Origin of the sequence: Spirosoma sp. KUDC1026 (genome assembly GCF_013375035.1) — a bacterium.
Lineage (GTDB): Bacteria > Bacteroidota > Bacteroidia > Cytophagales > Spirosomataceae > Spirosoma.
The window spans coordinates 2,750,033-2,770,967 of the sequence record NZ_CP056032.1; the positions used below are offsets into that span (position 1 = coordinate 2,750,033).

Sequence of the window (20,935 nt, forward strand, 5' to 3'; positions counted from 1 at the left end):
TGGCATTGCTCCGGGGGAACAAAGCCGGGTGGATGTGGTTGTTTTGGTTAGAACGCTACTCAACGCTACCATGAACCAGCTACTATCCTTATTTGCATTGACGCTGATCAGCCTGTCGGCGGCCGCCCAGACCAAATCTGAAACCACCCCACCGGCCATTGTTTCGCTGATTGAAGGCATCACGGGAAAAGATTTCAAACCCGATACCGCCTACGCTACGTTGTCGAAAGAGGACGTGGACATTCTAACCAAAGAGCCAGTTGCCAACTGGAGTCTGCCCCAGCCGTCGGGCGATCAGATGATGTATCAGAACCTAGTTGTTGGAGAAAAATCCTACCGGCTGGTGATTATTAAACAGCCCCAGATTTCGCTGCCAACGGCCATGCTGTTACGCTACCCAACGGCTCAGTCGAAACCGGAAACCATTGCCCGGGGCACGCTCAGTCCGAAAGAACCGCAGAAAGCAAAATAGGCTCAACCCGCAGTTTAGTGATGATTGAAAGCGGCTGGCGTACCAATATCGCAGAATATTACGGTTGGCAGGGACAAAATGCCCGGCGCTTCGGTTAAGAAATCGAAGCGCTTTTTGCATATGGCTACCGTTCTTTCCTCCAACGATTCGTTCGCATCGTTACGTATCCCCGATTTCCGCTACTTTGTCATGAACAGTTTCCTGATTACAGCCACGTTGCTGATTCAGGAGGTTGTGCTTGGGTATGAATTGTATAAAATGACCCACGACCCGCTGGCATTAGGTCTGGTTGGGCTGGCCGAAGCGATTCCCTTTATTGCGCTTTCCCTGTTCGGCGGTCACCTGGCCGACCGGCGCGACAAAAAACGAATCCTGCAGTGGAGCCTGCTGGTTATTACGTTAGGATCAGTTATTCTGTACTTTATGTTTCAACCCGTCGTCGTCAGCCGACTGTCGCAGACGGCCCAACTGGCAACGATCTACGGTGTACTGATGCTGATTGGAACGGCCAAGGGGTTTTATTCCCCAGCCAGCTCCTCGCTGAAGCCGTTCCTGGTTCCCCGTGAGCTATACGCCAACTCGGCCACCTGGTACAGTTCCTTCTGGCAGGTTGGTGCCATTACGGGGCCGGGCGTAGCAGGTTTCCTATACAGTGGGCTAGGTTTCGACAATACCCTGCTGGTTGTGATTGCCCTACAGATCGTTTGCTTTGTGCTGATCACGATGGTAAGCCGCCGTCCGGTGCCGGTCAGCGATGCGCCGGTACTTGGTTTCCGGGAAAGTTTGAAAGAAGGCTTTCAATTCGTGTTCAATACGCCCATTGTCCTGTACGCCATTTCTCTGGATCTGTTTTCTGTCCTGTTTGGGGGCGTAGTAGCTATTCTACCCGTCTTTGCCGAGGATATTCTGAAAGTCGGGGCCGAGGGGCTGGGGGTTTTGCGAGCGGCACCCTCAGTGGGAGCCGTGCTGACACTGGCGTACATGACCAAACGTCCGCCTACCGATCATGCCTGGCGGAACATGCTGCTGGCCGTAGCGGGTTTCGGCGTTGCTACGATTATTTTCTCGCAGTCGACCAATTTCTACCTGTCCGTGCTGATGCTGGCGTTAACGGGTGCGTTTGACAGCGTGAGTGTGATTATTCGGCAGACGATTATGCAGATTTTCCCGCCCGACCACCTGAGGGGCCGTGTTGCTGCCGTGAATGGTATTTTTGTGAGCTCGTCCAACGAAATTGGCGCCTTCGAGTCGGGACTTATGGCCCGGTTGCTGGGAACCACGCCGTCTGTGCTGGTAGGGGGCATTTTTACGCTGGTGGCGTTGGGGTACATCTACACGCGATCTAAAAATCTTTTTTCAGTTAAACTGAACTGACCAGGCAAAAAAAATGAGCGCCACATTAGCTCGTTGCGTAATGTAGCGCTCAGGGATGAAGAAAGCGGAGCTTATGCATGACCACTGGCAGTGATACCGTGAACGTAGGCGTTTACGTTAATCGGTTTGTTGAGGAGAACCCGGTTGTTAAACACTTCCCAGAACAATTCGTCGGAGAGCTGATACTGATTCTGAAGGTCGAGCATGTCGCGAATGCTGTCTTTCAGATAATACCCGGATGATTTGGCGGCTTTCGCAATGCGCGTCAGTGGCTGGTAATTTTTCATGGTGAAAGTTGCTGGTTTCGTGATACACTGGTTTTTTAAACAGCAACGTTTCGTTATTGTTCACTCCACTTATGGCCTAATAAGCAGCCAATTAAAATAGTACTACGCAACCTGTCCATTACGGGCTGTCAGGCATATAATGAGTTAAGAAGATCCAATAAAAATATATAAATTATTTATAGTGGTCTCATTATCAGGCGCTAATATGAATGGTGAAACTCGGTCTGTGATGAGGCACTTTAGTATTCAGGAATAAACGAGCCCTTCCAAAAGTAAAGGGGGATAACCGGTACGTGCTGACGTACCGGTTATCCCCCTTCTGAACGAAATGAATTACCCCAGCAGTTTCTCGATAGCCTCTTTTGCTTTCTCGGCGCCGAAGCCAGCCTGGGCCTGCTCCATATAGGCAACGATCAGATCGGAGCCCAGGTTGCCGATGCTGCCCTCGTGCGCGTGGTGCAGCGTGCGCGGAGGCTGGTACGTATGGGAGGCAATCTCTTTACCAACCGTCTGGTACGCTTCTCGGAAGGGCACCCCCTGCAGGACGAGTTCATTGACCCGCTCAACGCTGAACAACAGATCGTATTTAGGGTCGTCGAGCAGGTTGTTTTTCACCTGCAGGTGCTCCAGCATGTAATTTGTAATATCGAGGCAGTCGAGCAGCTCGTCGAAGGCGGGCATCAGAATCTCTTTCAGCAACTGCATATCCCGGTGATAGCCCGACGGCAGGTTGCTCATGACGAGCGTTACCTCCATAGGTAACGCTTTTAGCCGGTTTGTCTTAGCGCGCAGCAGTTCCGCTACGTCCGGATTTTTCTTGTGCGGCATGATGCTGCTGCCGGTCGTGAGGGCGTCGGGCAAAACCAGAAAGCCAAAGTTCTGGCTGTTGTACAGGCAGATATCCATCGCCATTCGGGAGATGGTAGCAGCCACGGCGGCCAGGGCCGTCAGGGCGGTCTGCTCCGTTTTTCCCCGGCTCATCTGCGCGTATACGACGTTGACGTGCATGCCTTCAAAACCCAACAATTCGGTGGTCATCGTACGGTTCAGCGGGAACGACGAGCCATACCCCGCGCCCGACCCAAGCGGATTCCGGTTGCTAAGTCGGTAAGCCGTTTGCAGCGTCAGCATGTCGTCGGCCAGGGCTTCGGCGTAGGCACCGAACCAGAGACCAAACGACGATGGCATCGCAATCTGCAAGTGCGTGTAGCCCGGTAGCAGATCATCTTTGTGTTGTTCGGAGCGGCTGATGAGCTGGTCAAATACCTGCCGGACGGCCCCCGCTACCTGCCAGAGCCGGTCGCGGGTGAAGAGTTTCAGATCGACCAGTACCTGATCGTTCCGGGACCGACCGGAGTGAATCTTCTTACCTGTATCGCCCAGTGCCCGGGTCAGCATTAATTCAACCTGTGAGTGAACGTCTTCAACGCCGTCTTCAATGGCAAACTGACCATCCTGCGTTTGCTGATAGATCGTTTTAAGTTCAGCCTGCAAGGCCGTCAGTTCGTCGCGGGTAAGCAGACCAATGGTTTCGAGCATCTGCGCGTGCGCCAGATTGCCCAGTACGTCGAACTGCGCCAGGTACTGATCCATCTCGCGGTCGCGCCCGACGGTAAAACGTTCAATTTGTTCAGACGTCGTAACGCCTTCTTTCTGCCAGAGTTTCAAAGTGAAAGAGTTAATGAGCGAACGAGCGAATCTAGGTGGTCACTCCGCCCCGGCGGCTCAGTTTCGCTCTTTGTTTGCGCAAAGGTCGTAAAGAAATTTATGTATGGCTCAATGAATCCACGCCTGAATCCAATGGGGTGCTCAGACGTGGCCCCAGCCGCCAGAAGCCCAGCGCTGCTACCAGGCTAATGACCGCAACGACCAGCCAGTGCAACTGGAAGCCCAGGTTGGCGACCAGCTGAGCGCCCAGCATAGGGGCCAACGTCTGCGCCAGCGCCCCCGCCATTGCGTACAGCGCCAGGTATTTCCCGCGCGTTGCTGGCTGGGATCGCTCCACGGTAAACGACTGAAAAAAGGGCATGACCAGCATCTCGCTGAACGTAATCCCCAGCGTAAACAGCAGTGCGTTCACCCAGGTAGCCGGGAGTGTGAGTAGTGTGTACGAAACCGTGGCCAGCAGAATGCCGGCGATGATCAGCCGGATTTTTGGAAAGTTCCTGCGTTCCAGCGTGTAGACCAGCGCCATTTCGACGCAGACGATGATAACCCCGTTCATAGAAATCAGCAGGCCGATCTGACTTTCCGACAGGTGCACGGCTTCTTTCAGATAAAGCGGGATAATAGAAAACAGCTGCATAAAGACGATAAAATACAACGTAGCGAGTACCGCAAAGATGACAAAGGGTGTATCACGGTACGGCGACATAAACCGTTCTGTATCAATCGAGGAAGTAAGCGCAGCCAGCCCGTCATTTGTTGCCTGGCTCCGGGGCGGTTGCAGCGCCAGCCACAAAAACAGGCCGGCAAGCAGGCAAGTCAGGCCATCGGTCCAGAAGAGCAGGCTGTACTGGATGCCCGCAATCCAGCCACCCAAGCCCCCGCCAATAGCCCAGCCGAGATTGATTGCCAGCCGATTCAGCGAAAAGGCACGGGTGCGGTTTTCCGGAATGGAATAATGGGCAATAGCCGCCTGATTGGCGGGGCGGAATGACTCGCCAAAGAGGGTGAACACAAAAACGCTTCCGCAGAGGGCATAAAAATGGGTGACGAATTGCAGAAAAAGCAGGAACGCCCCGCTAAACACGAGGCTAAGTAACTGAACGTAATAGAACCCAAACCGGTCCACCAGTTGACCACCCAGAAACGTACCTAAAAAAGCACCAACGCCGAATACCGCCATAACGATACCCGCGTCGGCCACGCTATAGTGCAGATGCTGCGTTAGATAGAGCGTTAGGTAGGGAAGTACCATCGTACCACAGCGGTTGACGAGCATGACGCCCGCCAGCAACCAGACCGACGGTGATAAGCCCCGGTAAGCATCCCGGTAGAGGTGAATAGTACGCTGGAACATACCGCAAAGGTATGGCGCATGATACCAATAATCAGGAGCAAGTTAGGAGAGTAATGGATATAGGTAGAATCCGGTTTAAGAAGCACCGAATGGTACTACCATCAGCCACGTCGTCGGCCCGGATCGGCGTCTTCGCCGGGTTGGACAAAGATCTTCTTGTCGGAGATCAGCGCCCGGTGTTCTTCCAGGAATGCTTTAAACAGGCGAATTTCTTCCAGCTGCTTCTCGATGGGATGGGTCAAGGAGTAGCTCTCTACGTACACGTCCGAAAAGTCGGTGATGACGTATTCCATCAGCTTGATGCCCTTCCGTTTGAGCGCGTGCAAATACAAATTCTGGTGGTTGTTCACGAAGCGGCCCGGCTGGTATGATCCCGTTGTTTTCAGGTCGACCGCCTTGAATGAACCGATCAGATCCACGTAGCCGTAAAAGAGTACGTCGTCGATCTGCCATTGACAAAACACCTGGGTATCAACGATAGGACGGGGAAGGAGTTTCCTGACTTTTTTCAAAATATCGGGATTGAACCGTTCCTCATCCGTGCCTTTAATCACGGCTTCCTCAAACGAAGTCCCGCGTTCCTGGGCGGCTGTAGTGGGCGTTGGCACCCGGTTAATGCTGTCGATCAGTTGCTGAATGGACAGATTGCCACCGGTGAGGTAACGGGAAAAGGTGTTGAGCAGGGAAGGGTAGAAACGATAATTGACCATACAAGCAGAACCGATAATCGGCTGGAGTATCAACCGCCAGCTGCTGATTTAGTTTTTGACGACAAGCAGCACCCCCGCCATAATAAACGCCAGGCCCAGCAGTCGCCAGCCGTTGGCGGGGTGCAGTGAGAAACCGAGCCAGCCGTAATGGTCCAAGACAACGGCCGCCACTAACTGACCGGCAACGCTCAGGCTGACCAGGTTGGCCGTACCAATTTTAGGGACGCTGATGATGACCGTCGTTACGTAGATTGCTCCGATCACCCCACCCGTCCATTTCCACCACTCCGTTTGCCGGATAAGCGTCGGCGAAGGCAAGCCCCCGCGGAGGGCCAGCAACACTAAGACCAGGGACATAAATCCTGTACCGAACGAGATGGCTGCTGCCAATACGGGGTTTGCCATTGCCTGGCGCAGGTTGGCATTGACGCCCGCCTGAATGGTTACGGCCAGGCCCGTCAGAAAGGCCAGAAGAAGATAAACGTAAGTCATGAATAATGAGGTTGCCGAACAAAACGCAGCGCGAAGGTACAGCCGACAACTGAAGAAATTAGTGTCCGACCCGGGCGCGTTCGAACGAGGGGCATTCCGGCTGCCGCGTGTCCGGCCGCTTAATTTCTGCTTAAAATCCGAAAGGGGATAAACCTTTCAGTTCAGTAGCAGTATAGACTACAGGTATTTATGCCAGCGGGCTGCGTTGATCGGCCCGGTCAACGGCAGGAATACGTCGTCTTTTTATCGGTTGCTCCTGTTGCATGAAAGCTAAACTACTCAACGAAGATCAGCAGAAAACCTACGCCCTGATTTTTGATAAAGGTGATGAAGTTATGGCAGGTTTACGGCAGTTTGCCAGTGACAATCACTTATCGGCCAGTCAGTTTACCGCCATCGGTGGTTTCAGCGATGTAGTACTGGGGTTTTATGACGTAGCTCTCAAAGATTACAAAAAGATACCTGTTGGCGAACAGGTCGAAGTGCTGACACTGGCCGGAGATATTACGCTCAAGCCAGACGGTGACGTTCAGGTGCACGCCCACGCGGTGATCGGGATGTCGGACGGAATGGCCCGGGGAGGACACCTGCTGTCGGCGACCGTGTTTCCAACGCTGGAAGTTGTCCTGACTGAATCGCCTGCTCATCTGCGCCGGCAAGTTGACGAGGAAACGGGTATTGCCCTCATCCGTCTGTAAGTCGCGCTGTTTCAAGTGTATCACGATGATCCTCCCTGATGATAACCCTACTGGCATTTCCTTCCATCTTTTCATCGGCATCGCGTGAAGCAGACGCTATTCAGCGACTGACAATCTACTTTGTGGTAGTGGCATTGGCCATTCTGCTGGTGGTGGTTGGCCTGCTGATTTACATCGTTATTCGATTCCGGGCGAAACCCGGTGATGATCGTCAGCCCAGGCAGTTTACGGGAAACAAAACCGTCGAATCGATCATGATTGGCGTGCCGACTTTGTTGGTCATCATCTTTTTTGTTTTGTCGGCCAAAGCCATGAAAGCGATCCTGCCACCGCCTAACGGACACCAGCCTGACATCGTGATCCGCGGCCATCAGTTCTGGTGGGAAGCCGAATACCCCGGTACAAAAGCCCTCGTAGCGAACGAAATTCACCTGCCCGTTGGGCGACCGCTATTACTGCACATAGAAGCCAAAGACGTTATTCACGACTGGTGGGTGCCCGAATTGGGGACCAAGATGGATGCCGTGCCGGGCAGAACCAACCACCTCTGGCTGAACATCGAGAAACCCGGCATCTACGAAGGAGCCTGCAGCGAATTTTGTGGCGCGCAGCATGCCTGGATGCGCATTTGGGTGATCGCTCAACCCGAAGCAGAGTACCGGCAATGGCTGGCTGACTACCAACGGCCGGCCGTGACCCCTACCACCGAATCGGCGCTGACCGGCGCGAAGTTTTTTAATCGGCATGCCTGCGTGAACTGCCACCGAATCCAGGGAACGGCGGCCAACGGGCAGGGGGGACCCGACCTGACGCACTTTGCGAGCCGGAAAACGATGCTGTCCGGCATGATGCCCAACACGCGCGAAAACCTGCGTAAATGGCTGGATAACCCACAGCACGTAAAACCCGGTGCCCTGATGCCCCGGTTCGTGTTCCCGAAGGATAGCATCAACGTACTGGTAGACTATTTATCGACGCTGAAATGATAACAGATATCGAAGTCCCCGAACCGCTGTCTCCGCTGCCCGGTACCAACATCGATACCGATCAGGGGCTTTTGCAGTGGATTTCGTCGGTCGATCATAAACAGCTGGGGATCATGTATTTGCTGATGGCGTTGTTCTACCTGCTGGTGGGGGGCGCGATGGCCCTGCTGATGCGGATTCAGTTAATGGTACCGGAAAACCACTTTCTGGGAGCCATCGCCTATAATCAGCTGTTTACGATGCACGGTACGACGATGATTTTCTTCGTGCTGACCCCCGCAATTCTAGGCTTTTCGGTCTATCTGACACCCCTGATGATTGGCGCCAACGAAATGGCGTTTCCCCGGTTAAATGCCTTCGGGCTATGGATTTCCTTTTTTGGTGGTATCGTACTGTATTTCAGCTATCTGGCCGGTGGCGCCCCCGACACCGGCTGGTTCAATTACGCGCCACTAAACCAGGCCCAGTTCTCAAAAACACCGGGTGTCGATTATTACTGCATTGGTCTACTGCTGACGGGAATAGGCACCGTAGCTACGGCGGCAAACCTGATCGTAACGGTCATTACGTTACGTGCGGAGGGCATGAAATATAAATACCTGCCCGTGTTCGTCTGGATGGTCTTCATCAACAGCTTTCTGATTCTGGCGGCTTTCCCGTCGCTCAACGCGGCCCTGGTCATGCTGCTCATCGACCGCCAATTGGATGGTCACTTTTTCAACGTCAATACCGGCGGATCGGCCTTGCTTTGGCAGCATCTGTTCTGGCTGTTTGGCCACCCGGAAGTGTATATTGTGATACTACCACCGTTCGGCATTTTGTCCGAGGTAATTCAGGTCTACTCCCGAAAGCCCATTTTCGGCTACCCTTTCGTGGTTGGGTCCGGGATAGCGATTTCGCTGCTGGCCTTCGGCGTATGGATACACCATATGTTTGCCACGGGCATGGGAAACACCGTCAATAGTTTCTTTGCTGCCAGCAGTATGCTGATTGGCATACCGACCGGCGTGAAAATCTTCAACTGGCTGGGTACCATGTACGGTGGGTCCATTCGCTTCACTACGTCCATGCTGTTTGCGACGGCTTTTCTGGTCGAGTTTACCATCGGCGGATTGAGTGGCGTATCGTTCGCGATCGTGCCCATCGACTGGCAGCTGACGGATACGTACTACGTCGTAGCGCACCTGCACTACGTCTTCCTGGGTGGGAGTCTGTTCGGGTTGTTTGCCGGGCTGTTCTACTGGTTTCCCAAAATGACAGGCCGGATGATTGACGAGCGGCTGGGGAAATGGTTTTTCTGGCTGTTCGTTCTTGGTTTCAATCTGACTTTTTTTGTGCAGCATATTCTGGGTGCCATCGGGATGCCCCGGCGGGTGCATACCTACCCGGACCTCCCCGGTTTCGAGCCACTGAACATGATCTCAAGTATTGGCGCGCTGCTGATGGGCCTGTCCATGATGCCGTTTCTGTATCTGATGTACACTGCCTTTAAGGGAGGGAAACGCGCGCCGGATAATCCCTGGGATGGGTACACGCTGGAGTGGCTGGCGACCTCGCCCCCGCAGCTGAAAAGCTTTTCGAACATACCACCCATCATGAGTTTCCGGCCACTGCACGATCTGAACCATCCCGAGATCGGCGATCACAAAACAACAGAAGACGATAAGTATGGAACCAAAGATGATGACGTGGTTAGTGGTCGGGACTGAGACCATTTTCTTCCTGGCGCTGATAATGGGCTTTATCTATTTCGCCTATTACCCTGGTTTTGACCCTAAATCGGTGGGGTTGCTGGAACCGGTGCAAACTGGTGCGTTCACCGCTTTGCTGTTGGCGAGTAGCCTGACGTACTGGCGGGTAGAAGTAAACTTTAAGCAGGGAAAACAGAAGCCATTACGTATCTGGCTGATCATTACGCTGGCGCTGGGCGCTACGTTTCTGGCCGGACAGTTAATGGAGTATAAACATCTGTTTGACCAGCAGTTGGTAATCAGCCAGGGAACATTTGCCACCGGGTTCTTTACCCTGACGGGTTTTCACGGGCTACACGTATTGATCGGACTGATCTGCCTGCTGGTGGTGCTGTGTCTGGCTTTTCTGGGTGATTTCGAAAATTCGGATTCGTCGCTGATTCAGGCCGTGGGTATCTACTGGCATTTTGTGGATGTGGTCTGGATCATTGTTTTTGCGCTGGTATACATTCTGCCTCAATTTATAAACCTGCACGGCCATGTCAGCACTCCTTAGCTTCTGGTCCATCGACTGGTTTAGTCTGGCGTTGCTGACTGGACTGGCACTGCTGTACGGGTATGCAGCGCGCTGGCAGCGCCAACCGGGCGTTGGCTGGTACGTAGCCGGCCTGGTCGTGGTGGGGTTGGTGCAGACATCTCCCTTATACGTCCTGGGGGCGCATTATCTGCTTAGTGCGCACATGATGGGGCACATGCTGTTGCTGCTGATTGCCGCTCCATTACTGGTGCTGGGACTGCCGAAGCAATCATCCGGTAAAGGGGGATTCCTGGTGAAAAAACTGTCTGTTTTTTTCGTCCGTCGGCCCTGGATGGGTTGGCTTCTGGGCGTTGGCATCATGTGGTTCTGGCATATTCCCTCGGTTTACGATGCTACCGTTGCTCATGACTACAGCACGGCACTGGGCGACATAGCGTCTATTCCGATATGCCGGGGGGGCGGTTCGTCGGCGGGGATGCTGGCGAACCTGGCGCACATTCTGCATCCGATTAGTCTGCTGCTGGCAGGGGGCTGCTTTGCCTGGCCGTTAATTGGCCCTTTCCCCGAACAGCGAATTCATCCCATGGTGGGAATTGCCTACCTGGCTTCGGCATGTCTGGGCTGCTCGTTGATGGGTATGTTAATCACCTTCGCGCCGGTTGGTGTCTACCAGACGTACGTAGGCGCCGACTATTACGGGCTGCTGAGACAGATACACGAGGACTGGGGGTTCGACCGGGCCACCGACCAGCAGACGGCCGGTCTGTTAATGTGGGTGCCGGGTTGTCTGATCTATCTGACGGGAGCGCTGTATCTGTTCACTAACTGGCTGACCGTAGCTGATAAACCTGTAGGCCCATTGCTATGGAACGAGGAGAAATGAACGGGGACGAGAAAAAAGAATACCTGATCAACCGGGACAACTGGACAAAAGCCCGGCCACAGCACATCCCACGTCCAACGTACTGGCCCTTTTTTCTGGCCATGGGGTTGGCTTTTGCGGTATGGGGGTTACTAACGAGCTGGCTCATCGGTGTGGCGGGACTGGTGGTAATGATGATAGCTCTGGTGGGCTGGATAAACGAACTGCGACATGAGTCAGGAAGAAAACAAAACTAAGGAAGAAAGCCGACGGGATTTTATGATGAAGGTAAGCCTGGGTCTGGGTGGGGTTGCCGCACTGGCGGTGAGCGTACCGGTCGTTGGTGCGTTGGTCGCTCCGTTGCTTGAAAATAAACCAGAGGTCTGGCGTACGGTGGGTAAACCCGACGATTTTCCGGTGGGTGAAACCCAGCTTGTCCGCTTCGAAAACGCCGACCCGAAAGCCTGGGCGGGCATGACGGCCCGAACGGCGGCCTGGCTTCGGCACGATACAGAAGGTCACTTTATTGCTTTCTCGGTAAACTGCACGCATCTGGGATGCCCCGTCCGGTGGGAGGCCGACGCCGAATTATTTATGTGCCCTTGTCACGGTGGCGTGTATTACCGCGATGGCTCGGTCGCATCCGGGCCACCGCCCAAGGAACTGCAACGCTACGCCGTTCGGGTAGAACAGGGGCAGGTTCAGATCGGGACGGGGCCGATCCCCATTACCAATTTTGGCGACGAGCAGGCTTCATGAGCGTACTACAAAACATCGGGAACTGGCTGGACGATCGGCTGGGCTGGTCGGAGAATATCATGCCGCTCATCAAACACCCTGTTCCGCCGGGTGCCAAATGGGCATATGTGTTTGGTAGCGCTACGTTGTTCTGTTTTATCCTTCAGGTCGTCACCGGTATTGGCCTGTCACTGCTGTACCAGCCGTCGTCGGCGGATGCGTTTGAGTCACTGAAATTCATTACCAACCAGGCCACGTTCGGACGGGTGCTGCGGGGGATTCATTTCTTCGGTGCGTCGGGAATGGTGATTATGGTCGGTATTCACATGATTCGGGTGTATATCATGGCGGCTTATAAATACCCACGTGAAATGAGTTGGATCAGCGGTGTCTTCCTGTTTTTCCTGACCATCATCATGGGCTTTACGGGACAGTTGCTACGCTGGGATTCCAACGGAGTCTGGTCATCGGTGGTGGCAGCTCAGAACCTGGGTCGCGTACCGCTGATTGGTACCGGCCTGGCGCGGCTCCTGCTGGGGGGCGATACCATTGGCGCCCAGACGCTGAGCCGTTTTTTCGCCTACCATGTCTTCCTGTTTCCGGCGCTCATTTTCCTGTTTGTCGGCGTCCATTTGTACCTGGTATTTTATCACGGTATCTCAGAGCCGCCCAAAGCAGGTCAATTGGTTGATCCCAAAACGTACCGGGCCTGGTACAACGACATGCTGAAGCGGGTGGGCGTTCCGTTCTGGCCGGATGCAGCCTGGCGCGATGCGCTTTTTGGGGCGCTGGTTATTCTGGCGATTGTTGGACTAGCGGTCTTTGTCGGTCCACCCGAGTTGACCCAGCCGCCCGATCCGTCAATTATCAATACGTCACCTGCACCAGACTGGTACATGCTACCTGTCTTTGCCCTGTTCGCACTGGTACCTCCAGCAACCGAATCGTACCTGATTTTTCTGGGACCGGTTCTGATGGTCGTAGCCTTATTAGCCCTGCCCTTCGTGTCCAATAAAGGCGAGCGAAGTCCCATCCGACGGCCCTGGGCGGTGTTTGGGGTAGCCTGCGTAATTGTGTTTATGGGAGCTTTGTTGTACGTAGGCGAACGGGAGCCCTGGTCCCCGCATTTCGATACCAAACCGCTGGCGCAGGTGATCAACTACGCCAACCCGAAACTTAAACAGGGCGCAATCTTATTCCACGATAAGGGATGTCAGTATTGTCACGAAGTTGGCGGGCAGGGCGGCATTACCGGACCGAGCCTGACGCATATTGGCCGTACCTGGACGACCGATCAGATTAAAGTGCAGATTGTGAACGGAGCAACGGGCATGCCCGCTTACGGGGGCATGCTTTCCAACAAGGAACTAACGGATCTGGTTAACTTTCTCCATGCTCAGCAATGAGCCATGTGCTCAGGCTCCGATAAACTGACGTAACGTTTGTTCTGGACCATCGGTCATGAGCGCGTGCAGGTAGGTTGTTACGGCATCGGCAAAACCAGGTAGTGCGGTCAGATCGTCCTGCCAGATTGCGCTGTCGGATAAAACGCTGGTCACGAACGTCTGTTCCGATTTAGCGTCATCCTCCAGGATCGTTTTCCAGTCGCCGTAGAAATAGCCTGCCTTATCGTCGCGAATGGGGTAGGTCAGTATGCCACCGCCCACCGAAATTTCGCCGAGGAATTGACCCTCTTCTTCGCGAACGGCTTTCATGAATAACAGATAAGCCGCGAAGCCCAGCGCCATGTGTTTGGGAACGGCGTTAAATTGCTGGTAATAGCGTTGCAGGGTAGCAACGTTACGTGCCTGCATTTTGGTGGTTTGCTGCAGCGAAATGTTCAGCAGCAGGTGGTCGAGGTAAGGGTTCCGGAAGCGGTCCAGTACGTCGTTTGCGAACTGGATAACGGCCCGCTCATCCATACCCGGTATGCCGTAATTCGGTACAGTAGGTACGATTTCATTCAGCATCATCCGCTCGATGAACTGGCTCATGGTAGGGTGCGACATCTCGTCGGCCACCGTTTCTAGACCCAGCAAGTAGCCCAGCGGAGTAGCCAGGGTATGCGTACCATTCAGCACACGCAGCTTTCGCTCCCGGTAAAAATTGATGTCTTCATCGATGATAATCTGAGGTGTTGACGCGTCGGCGAACGAGAGCGTTTGACGCACCCGGTCGTCGCCTTCGATAGCCCACAGATGGTAGGGCTCGGTGAAGGTCAGCAGGTCATCTTCGTAACCCAGTTCTGCCTGCAGGGCTTGTTTGGCGTCTTCGGTAGGGCGGGTTACAATACGATCAACCAGCGAGTTACAGAATCGAACGTGAAATTTGAGCCATTTCGTGAACAGCTTGCCCAGCTCGTTGTACTGCGCGAGCTGTTCGACGGCCAGCCGTAATTTCAGACCATTATCGGTGACCAGTTCGGTTGGAATAACAACCAGCCCTTTGGCTCTCGAGCCGCCCACACTCCGGAAACGTTCGTACAGAAACGCCGTCAGTTTAGCCGGAAACGACTGCGGAGGCCGCTGAAAAATATTCTCTTCGGTATAATTCAGACCAACCTCGGTCGTGTTCGAAATAATGATCTGAAGATTCGGGTTCCGGGCAATCAGCAACACTTCGTCCCATTGTGTCTGAGCGGCCAGTACCCGGCTAATGGCCGATACAACCTTAGTTTCCGCTACGTCCTTTCCCTGCTGAACGCCCCGTACAGCAACCGTGTACAGGTTGTCCTGCTGCGCAAATTCATCCGTCTGGCTATCGGTCGATTTAACAACAACGATGGACCCCCGGAAACGATCGGCATCATTGGCCTGCTGGATGAGGAAGTCAGGCAAGCCCCGTAATAAGACACCGGTACCAAACTGGAGAACACGTTCTGGAAGCGCAGGAGCTGGGTAAAGGGAGCGGTTTAATTGAGACATATGGGTAAAAACGCTGACGAACTGCGGGCGACGGCAGCCAGTCGATAATCAACTAAGAAAATGGGCAAAAAACAGGGCAATCACAATTCGACAATATTACAAAGGACTGTCTGATATGTCACTGCAATTTTATGGATTGATTAAATTTTGACCAGTTGACGTTAATTATTACTTATTTACCGGAAGGTTGACAGCTGTTAAATTACCAGTAGAATCACCCGGCCCGGTTTTCGCCAGTCTATTACCGCTTCAATTTTCCTGAGCTGTCGCCAGCGGCCAGCGTTGTAATCTCGGCTACGGTAGCCAGATTAACATCACCGGGGATGGTATGTTTCAATGCCGAAGCGGCTACCCCGAACTCGACAGCCTGTTGCAGGTTCGTGAACGTCAGCAGACCGTAAATAAGCCCCGCCATGTAAGCGTCGCCCGTGCCGATCCGGTCCACAATGGGCTGGATGTCGTACTGCCGGGACCGGTGAATGGTTTCTCCGTCGAACAGCTTGGCCGAAAGTTGATTGTGAGAGGCACTGACCGAAACCCGCTTGGTATCGGTGATGTATTTGATCATCGGGAAGCGGTCCATCATGGCCAGACCTGCCTCCTGAAAGGAATCGGTCGAAAGACCATAAATCTCGTTAAACAAGGCTTTGCCGCCCAGCACCAGCGTACAACCTTCGGTCAGGGCAGGCATGATTTCCTGCGGAGTCCGACCATACTGCCAGAGGTTACTGCGGTAGACGATATCACCCGAGACCGGCACGCCCAAACGGTTGGCAGTCTGAATTCCCGCCAGGAGGCAATCGGCTGCGCCCTGGGAGAGCGCGGGCGTAATACCGGTCCAGTGGAACCAGTCGGCTCCCGTCAGTACCGTTTCCCAGTTAATCTCGTTCGATTGAATCCGGGCAAAGGCTGAGTCAACCCGGTCATACACGATCTGGCTGGCCCGGCTCCCGGCTCCCATTTCCAGAAAATACAGACCCATGCGTCCATCGCCGTATTGAATATGGTCTGTGCTGACACCAAACTTACGAAGATAGCCCGAAGCCGCCTGCCCCAGGGTATGATCCGGAAAGCGCGTTACGTGCGCCGTATCGGCACCAAGCTGCGCCAGCGACACGGCAACGTTGGCTTCCGTACCGCCGAAGTGCATGGTTAATACATCTGTTTGCAAGATTCTTCCAACACCCGGCGGACTTAGCCGGAGCATGACTTCACCGAAGGTGACAACTTTCATAGCGCGATAAGAGGGTTGGGCCCGAGAGAAAATGCAATGATAGGCATTTAGCGCTCATGAGCCATGCTCCATTGGGCACTCTTTTCCAACTCTTCGGCTTTCACGGGTTGTAACCGGGGCAGGATAAGGTGGATGAGCGCCAGCGCCAGCAGATACGAGCAACTGGCAATAAGGAACATGGGCTGGTAACCAAAGACCGTGATGATCCGGCCGGAGAGCAGCGCCAGCAAAATACCGCCGATGGCACCAAACATACCGCCAATACCGGTAACGGAGGCTACTACGTTCTTGGGAAATAGATCTGAGGCAAACGTGTACATATTGGCCGCCCAGCCCTGGTGAGCAGCCGCTGCCAGCGAGATCAGGGCAATCGAAAGGGTTAGACTGCTGGTTTTAGCGGCAAAGAAAATAGGAACAACGCAGAGCGCGCAGATAAACATGGTCGTTTTTCGGGCTTGGTTCGCCGACCAGCCGCGGCTCATCAGTTGCGTGCTGAGCCAGCCGAAGAAAACACTACCTGCGTCGGAAACAACGTATAGAATCAGGAAGGGGACACCGAAGCTTTTGAGGTCGAGCTTTCTGTCAAACGCGTCATTGGAACTGAAAAAATCGGGTAGCCAGGTCATGTAAAACCACCAGATCGGGTCGGCCAGAAACTTACCGACAGCAAAGGCCCAGGTCTGTTTATAACCCAGCAACTGCCCCCAGGAAACAGGTCGCGAAGGTACTTTTTCGGTATCGCTACGAATATACGCCAGTTCATCCGCCGACAGTTTGGGACTGCGTTCGGGTTTGCTGTAGGTCATCCACCAGAAGAACAGCAGGAGTACGGAAAGCAGACCCGTGATCAGAAACGAACTACGCCAGCCGAATTGTAAGATCAGGTAGGGAGCAGCCAGGGCGGTCAGAATAATGCCAACGTTGGTACCGGCATTAAAAAGTCCGTTGGCAAATGATCGTTCGTGTTTGGGAAACCATTCGGCTACGGTCTTGATGGCCGCGGGGAAATTGGCTGCTTCGCCAAAGCCGAGCATCGCGCGCATCCAGCGCAGACCACCGATGCTTGACACAAAGCTGGTTAGCACAGCCGCAACGCTCCAGATACCGATCCCCAGCGCAAACCCCCGTCGGGTGCCAATCCGGTCGATGGCCCAACCCACTAGTAGAAAGCCAATGGCGTACGCAAATTTAAACGCAGCATCTACGTCGCCGTAGAGAACCTTAAATCGATCGGTGGCTTCACGAGTGAGTACCGCATCGGGTGCCAGTTCCAGCATGTCCTTTCGAAAGACCTCATCGGTCATGGTAAAGGAAAGTATCTGACGGTCGACGTAGTTAACGGTGGTTGCCAGAAAAAGCAGCGCAATAATGCGCCAGCGAAAGCGGCCAGTTGTAGTAATCGTTTGCAAAACGGCAGGGTTTGAGGAGAAAAGTAAAGTTTGTTGCTTATCTACTATTGCGGCAACGTGTCGATACGGAAGAATGCCGTACGTTTGTCCGGACTACATCTGACTAATTTACGTATTATGCTTGAACAAACCTGGCGATGGTTTGGGCCGAATGACCCGGTATCGCTCAACGATGTGCGGCAGGCGGGTGCTACCGGCATCGTCTCCGCCCTGCACCATATTCCCAACGGTGCGGTCTGGTCGGTCGATGAAATCATAAGCCGGAAAACCACCATCGAGCAGGCTGGCCTAACTTGGTCGGTGGTCGAAAGTATTCCGGTACACGAAGAAATCAAAACCCGCTCGGGTAATTTTGCTACGTACGTCGAGAACTACAAAGAATCGATTGTTAATCTGGCACAGGCTGGTATCGATACGGTCTGTTACAATTTTATGCCGGTGCTCGACTGGACCCGCACGGACCTCGACTATGTCATGCCCGACGGTTCGACCGGTCTCCGTTTCGATGCGACTGAGTTTGCGGCTTTTGAACTCTACATCCTGCAACGACCTGGTGCCCGGCAACTGTACTCCGCCGAAGAACAGCAGTGGGCGCGTCAGCTCCTGAATAGCATGGACGATACCCAGGTCAATCGGCTAACCCGGACGATCATTGCCGGTTTGCCCGGTTCGGAAGAAAGCTACACGGTCGAGCGGTTTCGAGAGGCCCTGACGGCGTATCAGTCGGTTGGCGATCAGGAACTGCGGCAGAATCTATACGTTTTTCTGCGGGAGATTGTACCCGTTGCTGAGTCGGTTGGTGTCCGTCTGGCCATTCACCCGGATGATCCGCCGTACCCGATTCTGGGGTTACCCCGTGTGGTGAGTACCGAAGCCGATGCACGAGCGTTACTGGCCGCTGCCGAATCGCCCGCCAATGGCTTGTGTTTCTGTACGGGTTCGTACGGCGTTCGTCCGGATAACGACCTGGTGGGAATGGCGCAGCGGCTGGGACCGAAAATCCATTTCGTTCACCTGCGCAGTACGGAGCGGACACCTGCTGGCGAGACCGCCCTGGATGGTAGCTTTCAGGAAGCGAACCACCTAGAGGGTGATGTCGACATGGCTGGCGTAATGCAGGCGCTGCTCGCCGAACAGAAACGCCGGCAGGAAGAAGGCCGCCCAGACCTGCGCATGCCGTTCCGGCCCGACCACGGCCACCGGATGCTCGATGACCTGACCTCCGGCAAGCGAACCAATCCGGGCTATACCGCGATCGGCCGGTTACGTGGTCTGGCCGAACTGCGCGGCTTGATGCTGGGACTAAGCCAAAGCCGATAGCCTGGTTTAGTAGCTAGCGGGTTTAAGTTTTAAAGGTAGTATCTTGCAAATACGTAATCATCATGGCTATGGAAACAGTACAGAAACCCAAACGTACGATAACCCCTGAGCAGCAGCAGCGTCGGGCTGAACGTAGCCGCCTGCTTAAGTCGATGGTTTACGAAATGTGGGATGGAAAACCCCTGTATTACGCCGGCTACCAAGACGTACTAAAAGGACAAAAGACAATTGAACAGGTCATGAGTTCGAGTATTTTGCAAAGCCGTATGGCTGTACGAATTGCCGCTTATTTATTATCTGTACTTGATCTGGAGCAATACGATGTTCTTGGAAACGAAATTGGCGTTCAGTTCAAAAAAGGCGATTGGCGGGCCTGTGATATTGCTATTTTCAACGTAGCTGATCTGGCCGGGCAGGATGAAACAAAATACGCTTGGGTAGCGCCTAAAATTGCTATTGAGATCGACACAAAAGTTGACCTTAATAGTTTTGACAGTTCGTTCGAATACTATGAGAAAAAGACAACCAGCCTACTCGAATTTGGGGTTGAAAAAGTGATCTGGCTGTTCACCCGATCCCGGAAAGTCTGGATAGCCGAACTGGGAAAAGACTGGCTGATTCGCGACTGGGACCAGCCGGTTGAAGTACTGAACGGTTGCCGATTTGTGCCGGATGAACTGGTACCCACGAAAAAATAAAGCAGAAAACGGGAAGAAGTTTCCCGTTTTCTGCTTTATAGGGTATGAACAATCTCACTACGGCTCCCGCTTTCCTTTCGGAAGATTTTCTGCTCCAGACGGAAACCGCCCGGCGACTCTACCACGACTACGCCCGATCGATGCCCATCATGGATTACCACTGCCACCTGCCGCCCGATCAGATTGCCGCTAACAAGCAGTTTGAAAATATGACGCAGCTCTGGTTGTACGGCGACCATTATAAGTGGCGGGCCATGCGCACGAACGGAGTCGATGAGCAGTATTGCACTGGTAGCGCATCGGACTGGCAGAAGTTTGAGAAATGGGCCGAAACGGTGCCGTATACGCTACGTAATCCGCTGTATCACTGGACGCATCTGGAACTACGTAACCCCTTTGGCGTAAATGATGTGCTGAACCCCGAAACGGCCCGATCGATTTACGATAGCTGTAACGAACAACTGCCTCAGTTTACGGCCCAGCGTCTGCTGAAACATTTCGATGTGCGGGTCGTCTGTACAACGGACGACCCAACCGACTCGTTGGAACATCACCGGACCATTGCCAGTCAGCCGTTTGGCGTCCGGATTTTACCCACGTTCCGCCCCGACAAAGCGATGGCGGTTGAAGACCCGGTAGCGTTCCGGGCGTACGTTCAGAAGCTGGGCGAGGTGACCAATCATGACATCCGGACGCTGGACGGTTTCCTGACGGCGCTCAAATCCCGGCACGACTACTTTGCCGAAATGGGTTGCCGCCTGTCGGATCATGGCCTGGAAACGCTGTACGCCGAACCGTACCAGGAAAACGAGATCAAGATTATCTTTAATAATCTACTTCCCAACTGGCAGCAGGGACTCGACGTGATCAGCCCACTGGACGAGCGTAAATTCAAATCGTTCATGCTCCAGCAGTTTGCCGAGTGGGACCACGAAAAAGGCTGGACGCAGCAGTTTCACCTGGGGGCGTTACGTAACAACAATCGACGTCGGCTACGCGAGCTGGGAGCCGATACCGGCTGGGACAGCATTGGTGATTTCCCGCAGGCGGTGGCGCTGTCGCGTTTTCTGGGTGGGCTGGACGATCAGAACAAACTGACCAAAACGATCTTATATAACCTGAATCCAGCCGATAATGAAGTGATCGCGACGATGATCGGTAACTTCAACGACGGGTCGGTTCGGGGAAAAATTCAGTTCGGTTCAGGTTGGTGGTTCCTGGATCAGAAAGACGGCATGGAGAAGCAGATCAATGCGCTATCGAACATGGGCCTGATCAGTACATTTGTCGGTATGCTGACCGACTCCCGGAGTTTCGTATCGTACAGCCGCCACGAGTATTTCCGGCGGATTCTCTGCAATCTGTTCGGAAACGATATTGAAAATGGCGAACTGCCGAATGACGTGGATTGGGTAGGGCAGATCATTCAGGACATCTGCTACCGTAACGCCGAGCGCTATTTCGGCTTCGACCAATAGTG

Annotated in this window: 21 protein-coding genes; 13 read left to right on the top strand and 8 right to left on the bottom strand. The window is 53.8% G+C overall.

Annotated features, from left to right (window positions below):
- Nucleotides 1–70 precede the first annotated feature (70 nt).
- Together HU175_RS11545 and HU175_RS11550 are read left to right on the top strand one after the other, a co-directional pair.
- Nucleotides 71–472, top strand: coding sequence for a hypothetical protein (locus HU175_RS11545; protein WP_176566745.1), 402 nt, complete (start codon nt 71–73; stop codon nt 470–472).
- Nucleotides 473–592: 120 nt separating this feature from the next.
- On the top strand, nt 593–1,846 hold the full coding sequence (locus tag HU175_RS11550) for an MFS transporter (protein ID WP_176566746.1): 1,254 nt from the start codon (nt 593–595) through the stop codon (nt 1,844–1,846).
- A gap of 71 nt (nt 1,847–1,917) precedes the next feature.
- On the opposite strand, the gene HU175_RS11555 is transcribed toward HU175_RS11550, so the two are convergent.
- The 5 genes from HU175_RS11555 to HU175_RS11575 all read right to left on the bottom strand — a co-directional run bounded on the left by HU175_RS11555 (nt 1,918) and on the right by HU175_RS11575 (nt 6,357).
- Nucleotides 1,918–2,133 (bottom strand): hypothetical protein, encoded by a 216-nt coding sequence (locus HU175_RS11555; RefSeq protein WP_176566747.1) that lies wholly within the window; start codon nt 2,131–2,133, stop codon nt 1,918–1,920.
- A gap of 333 nt (nt 2,134–2,466) precedes the next feature.
- Nucleotides 2,467–3,801 carry an argininosuccinate lyase gene (argH, locus tag HU175_RS11560; RefSeq protein ID WP_176566748.1) on the bottom strand — a complete coding sequence of 445 codons (1,335 nt, stop codon included), beginning with the start codon at nt 3,799–3,801 and terminating at the stop codon, nt 2,467–2,469.
- Between the two features lie 97 nt (nt 3,802–3,898).
- A complete protein-coding gene (locus HU175_RS11565; RefSeq protein ID WP_176566749.1) occupies nt 3,899–5,155 on the bottom strand; it encodes an MFS transporter in 1,257 nt (418 codons plus the stop codon).
- A gap of 101 nt (nt 5,156–5,256) precedes the next feature.
- Nucleotides 5,257–5,865, bottom strand: coding sequence for a hypothetical protein (locus HU175_RS11570; RefSeq protein WP_176566750.1), 609 nt, complete (start codon nt 5,863–5,865; stop codon nt 5,257–5,259).
- 48 nt (nt 5,866–5,913) lie between these two features.
- Entirely contained in the window at nt 5,914–6,357 is a 444-nt protein-coding gene (locus HU175_RS11575; protein WP_176566751.1) for a DMT family transporter, read from the bottom strand.
- Between the two features lie 263 nt (nt 6,358–6,620).
- Here HU175_RS11575 and HU175_RS11580 point away from each other — a divergent pair, with 263 nt between their 5' ends.
- Genes HU175_RS11580 through HU175_RS11615 form a run of 8 tightly spaced genes read left to right on the top strand, consistent with a single transcriptional unit; the run spans nt 6,621 to nt 13,276 of the window.
- The gene (locus tag HU175_RS11580) at nt 6,621–7,055 is read left to right on the top strand and encodes a PPC domain-containing DNA-binding protein (protein ID WP_176566752.1); all 435 of its coding nucleotides are present in this window, start codon (nt 6,621–6,623) and stop codon (nt 7,053–7,055) included.
- Between the two features lie 38 nt (nt 7,056–7,093).
- The gene (gene coxB / locus HU175_RS11585) at nt 7,094–8,041 is read left to right on the top strand and encodes a cytochrome c oxidase subunit II (RefSeq protein WP_176566753.1); all 948 of its coding nucleotides are present in this window, start codon (nt 7,094–7,096) and stop codon (nt 8,039–8,041) included.
- Nucleotides 8,038–9,750 carry a cytochrome c oxidase subunit I gene (ctaD, locus tag HU175_RS11590; RefSeq protein WP_176566754.1) on the top strand — a complete coding sequence of 571 codons (1,713 nt, stop codon included), beginning with the start codon at nt 8,038–8,040 and terminating at the stop codon, nt 9,748–9,750. Before coxB ends, ctaD begins: the two co-directional genes overlap by 4 nt.
- Nucleotides 9,722–10,288: a heme-copper oxidase subunit III gene (locus HU175_RS11595; protein ID WP_228724399.1), complete on the top strand. Its 567-nt coding sequence runs from the start codon at nt 9,722–9,724 to the stop codon at nt 10,286–10,288. The genes ctaD and HU175_RS11595 overlap by 29 nt, the downstream gene beginning before the upstream one ends.
- On the top strand, nt 10,272–11,153 hold the full coding sequence (locus HU175_RS11600) for a cytochrome c oxidase assembly protein (protein WP_176566756.1): 882 nt from the start codon (nt 10,272–10,274) through the stop codon (nt 11,151–11,153). The genes HU175_RS11595 and HU175_RS11600 overlap by 17 nt, the downstream gene beginning before the upstream one ends.
- Nucleotides 11,135–11,389, top strand: coding sequence for a cytochrome c oxidase subunit 4 (locus tag HU175_RS11605; RefSeq protein WP_228724400.1), 255 nt, complete (start codon nt 11,135–11,137; stop codon nt 11,387–11,389). Before HU175_RS11600 ends, HU175_RS11605 begins: the two co-directional genes overlap by 19 nt.
- Nucleotides 11,364–11,891: a ubiquinol-cytochrome c reductase iron-sulfur subunit gene (locus tag HU175_RS11610; RefSeq protein ID WP_218037024.1), complete on the top strand. Its 528-nt coding sequence runs from the start codon at nt 11,364–11,366 to the stop codon at nt 11,889–11,891. The genes HU175_RS11605 and HU175_RS11610 overlap by 26 nt, the downstream gene beginning before the upstream one ends.
- Complete coding sequence (locus HU175_RS11615; protein WP_176566757.1) at nt 11,888–13,276, top strand: cytochrome b N-terminal domain-containing protein; 1,389 nt, start codon at nt 11,888–11,890, stop codon at nt 13,274–13,276. Before HU175_RS11610 ends, HU175_RS11615 begins: the two co-directional genes overlap by 4 nt.
- Nucleotides 13,277–13,285: 9 nt before the next feature.
- Here the strand turns inward: HU175_RS11615 and HU175_RS11620 are convergent, their stop codons facing one another.
- The 3 genes from HU175_RS11620 to HU175_RS11630 all read right to left on the bottom strand — a co-directional run bounded on the left by HU175_RS11620 (nt 13,286) and on the right by HU175_RS11630 (nt 17,437).
- On the bottom strand, nt 13,286–14,794 hold the full coding sequence (locus tag HU175_RS11620) for a tagaturonate reductase (protein WP_176566758.1): 1,509 nt from the start codon (nt 14,792–14,794) through the stop codon (nt 13,286–13,288).
- 241 nt (nt 14,795–15,035) lie between these two features.
- Nucleotides 15,036–16,028 carry a sugar kinase gene (locus HU175_RS11625; protein WP_176566759.1) on the bottom strand — a complete coding sequence of 331 codons (993 nt, stop codon included), beginning with the start codon at nt 16,026–16,028 and terminating at the stop codon, nt 15,036–15,038.
- Nucleotides 16,029–16,075: 47 nt separating this feature from the next.
- The gene (locus HU175_RS11630) at nt 16,076–17,437 is read right to left on the bottom strand and encodes an MFS transporter (protein ID WP_176566760.1); all 1,362 of its coding nucleotides are present in this window, start codon (nt 17,435–17,437) and stop codon (nt 16,076–16,078) included.
- Nucleotides 17,438–17,554: 117 nt separating this feature from the next.
- Here HU175_RS11630 and uxuA point away from each other — a divergent pair, with 117 nt between their 5' ends.
- From uxuA to uxaC, 3 genes are all read left to right on the top strand, one after another.
- A complete protein-coding gene (gene uxuA, locus HU175_RS11635; protein ID WP_176566761.1) occupies nt 17,555–18,757 on the top strand; it encodes a mannonate dehydratase in 1,203 nt (400 codons plus the stop codon).
- Nucleotides 18,758–18,825: 68 nt separating this feature from the next.
- Nucleotides 18,826–19,455 carry a hypothetical protein gene (locus HU175_RS11640; RefSeq protein ID WP_176566762.1) on the top strand — a complete coding sequence of 210 codons (630 nt, stop codon included), beginning with the start codon at nt 18,826–18,828 and terminating at the stop codon, nt 19,453–19,455.
- Between the two features lie 44 nt (nt 19,456–19,499).
- Nucleotides 19,500–20,933: a glucuronate isomerase gene (gene uxaC / locus HU175_RS11645; protein ID WP_176566763.1), complete on the top strand. Its 1,434-nt coding sequence runs from the start codon at nt 19,500–19,502 to the stop codon at nt 20,931–20,933.
- Nucleotides 20,934–20,935 lie beyond the last annotated feature (2 nt).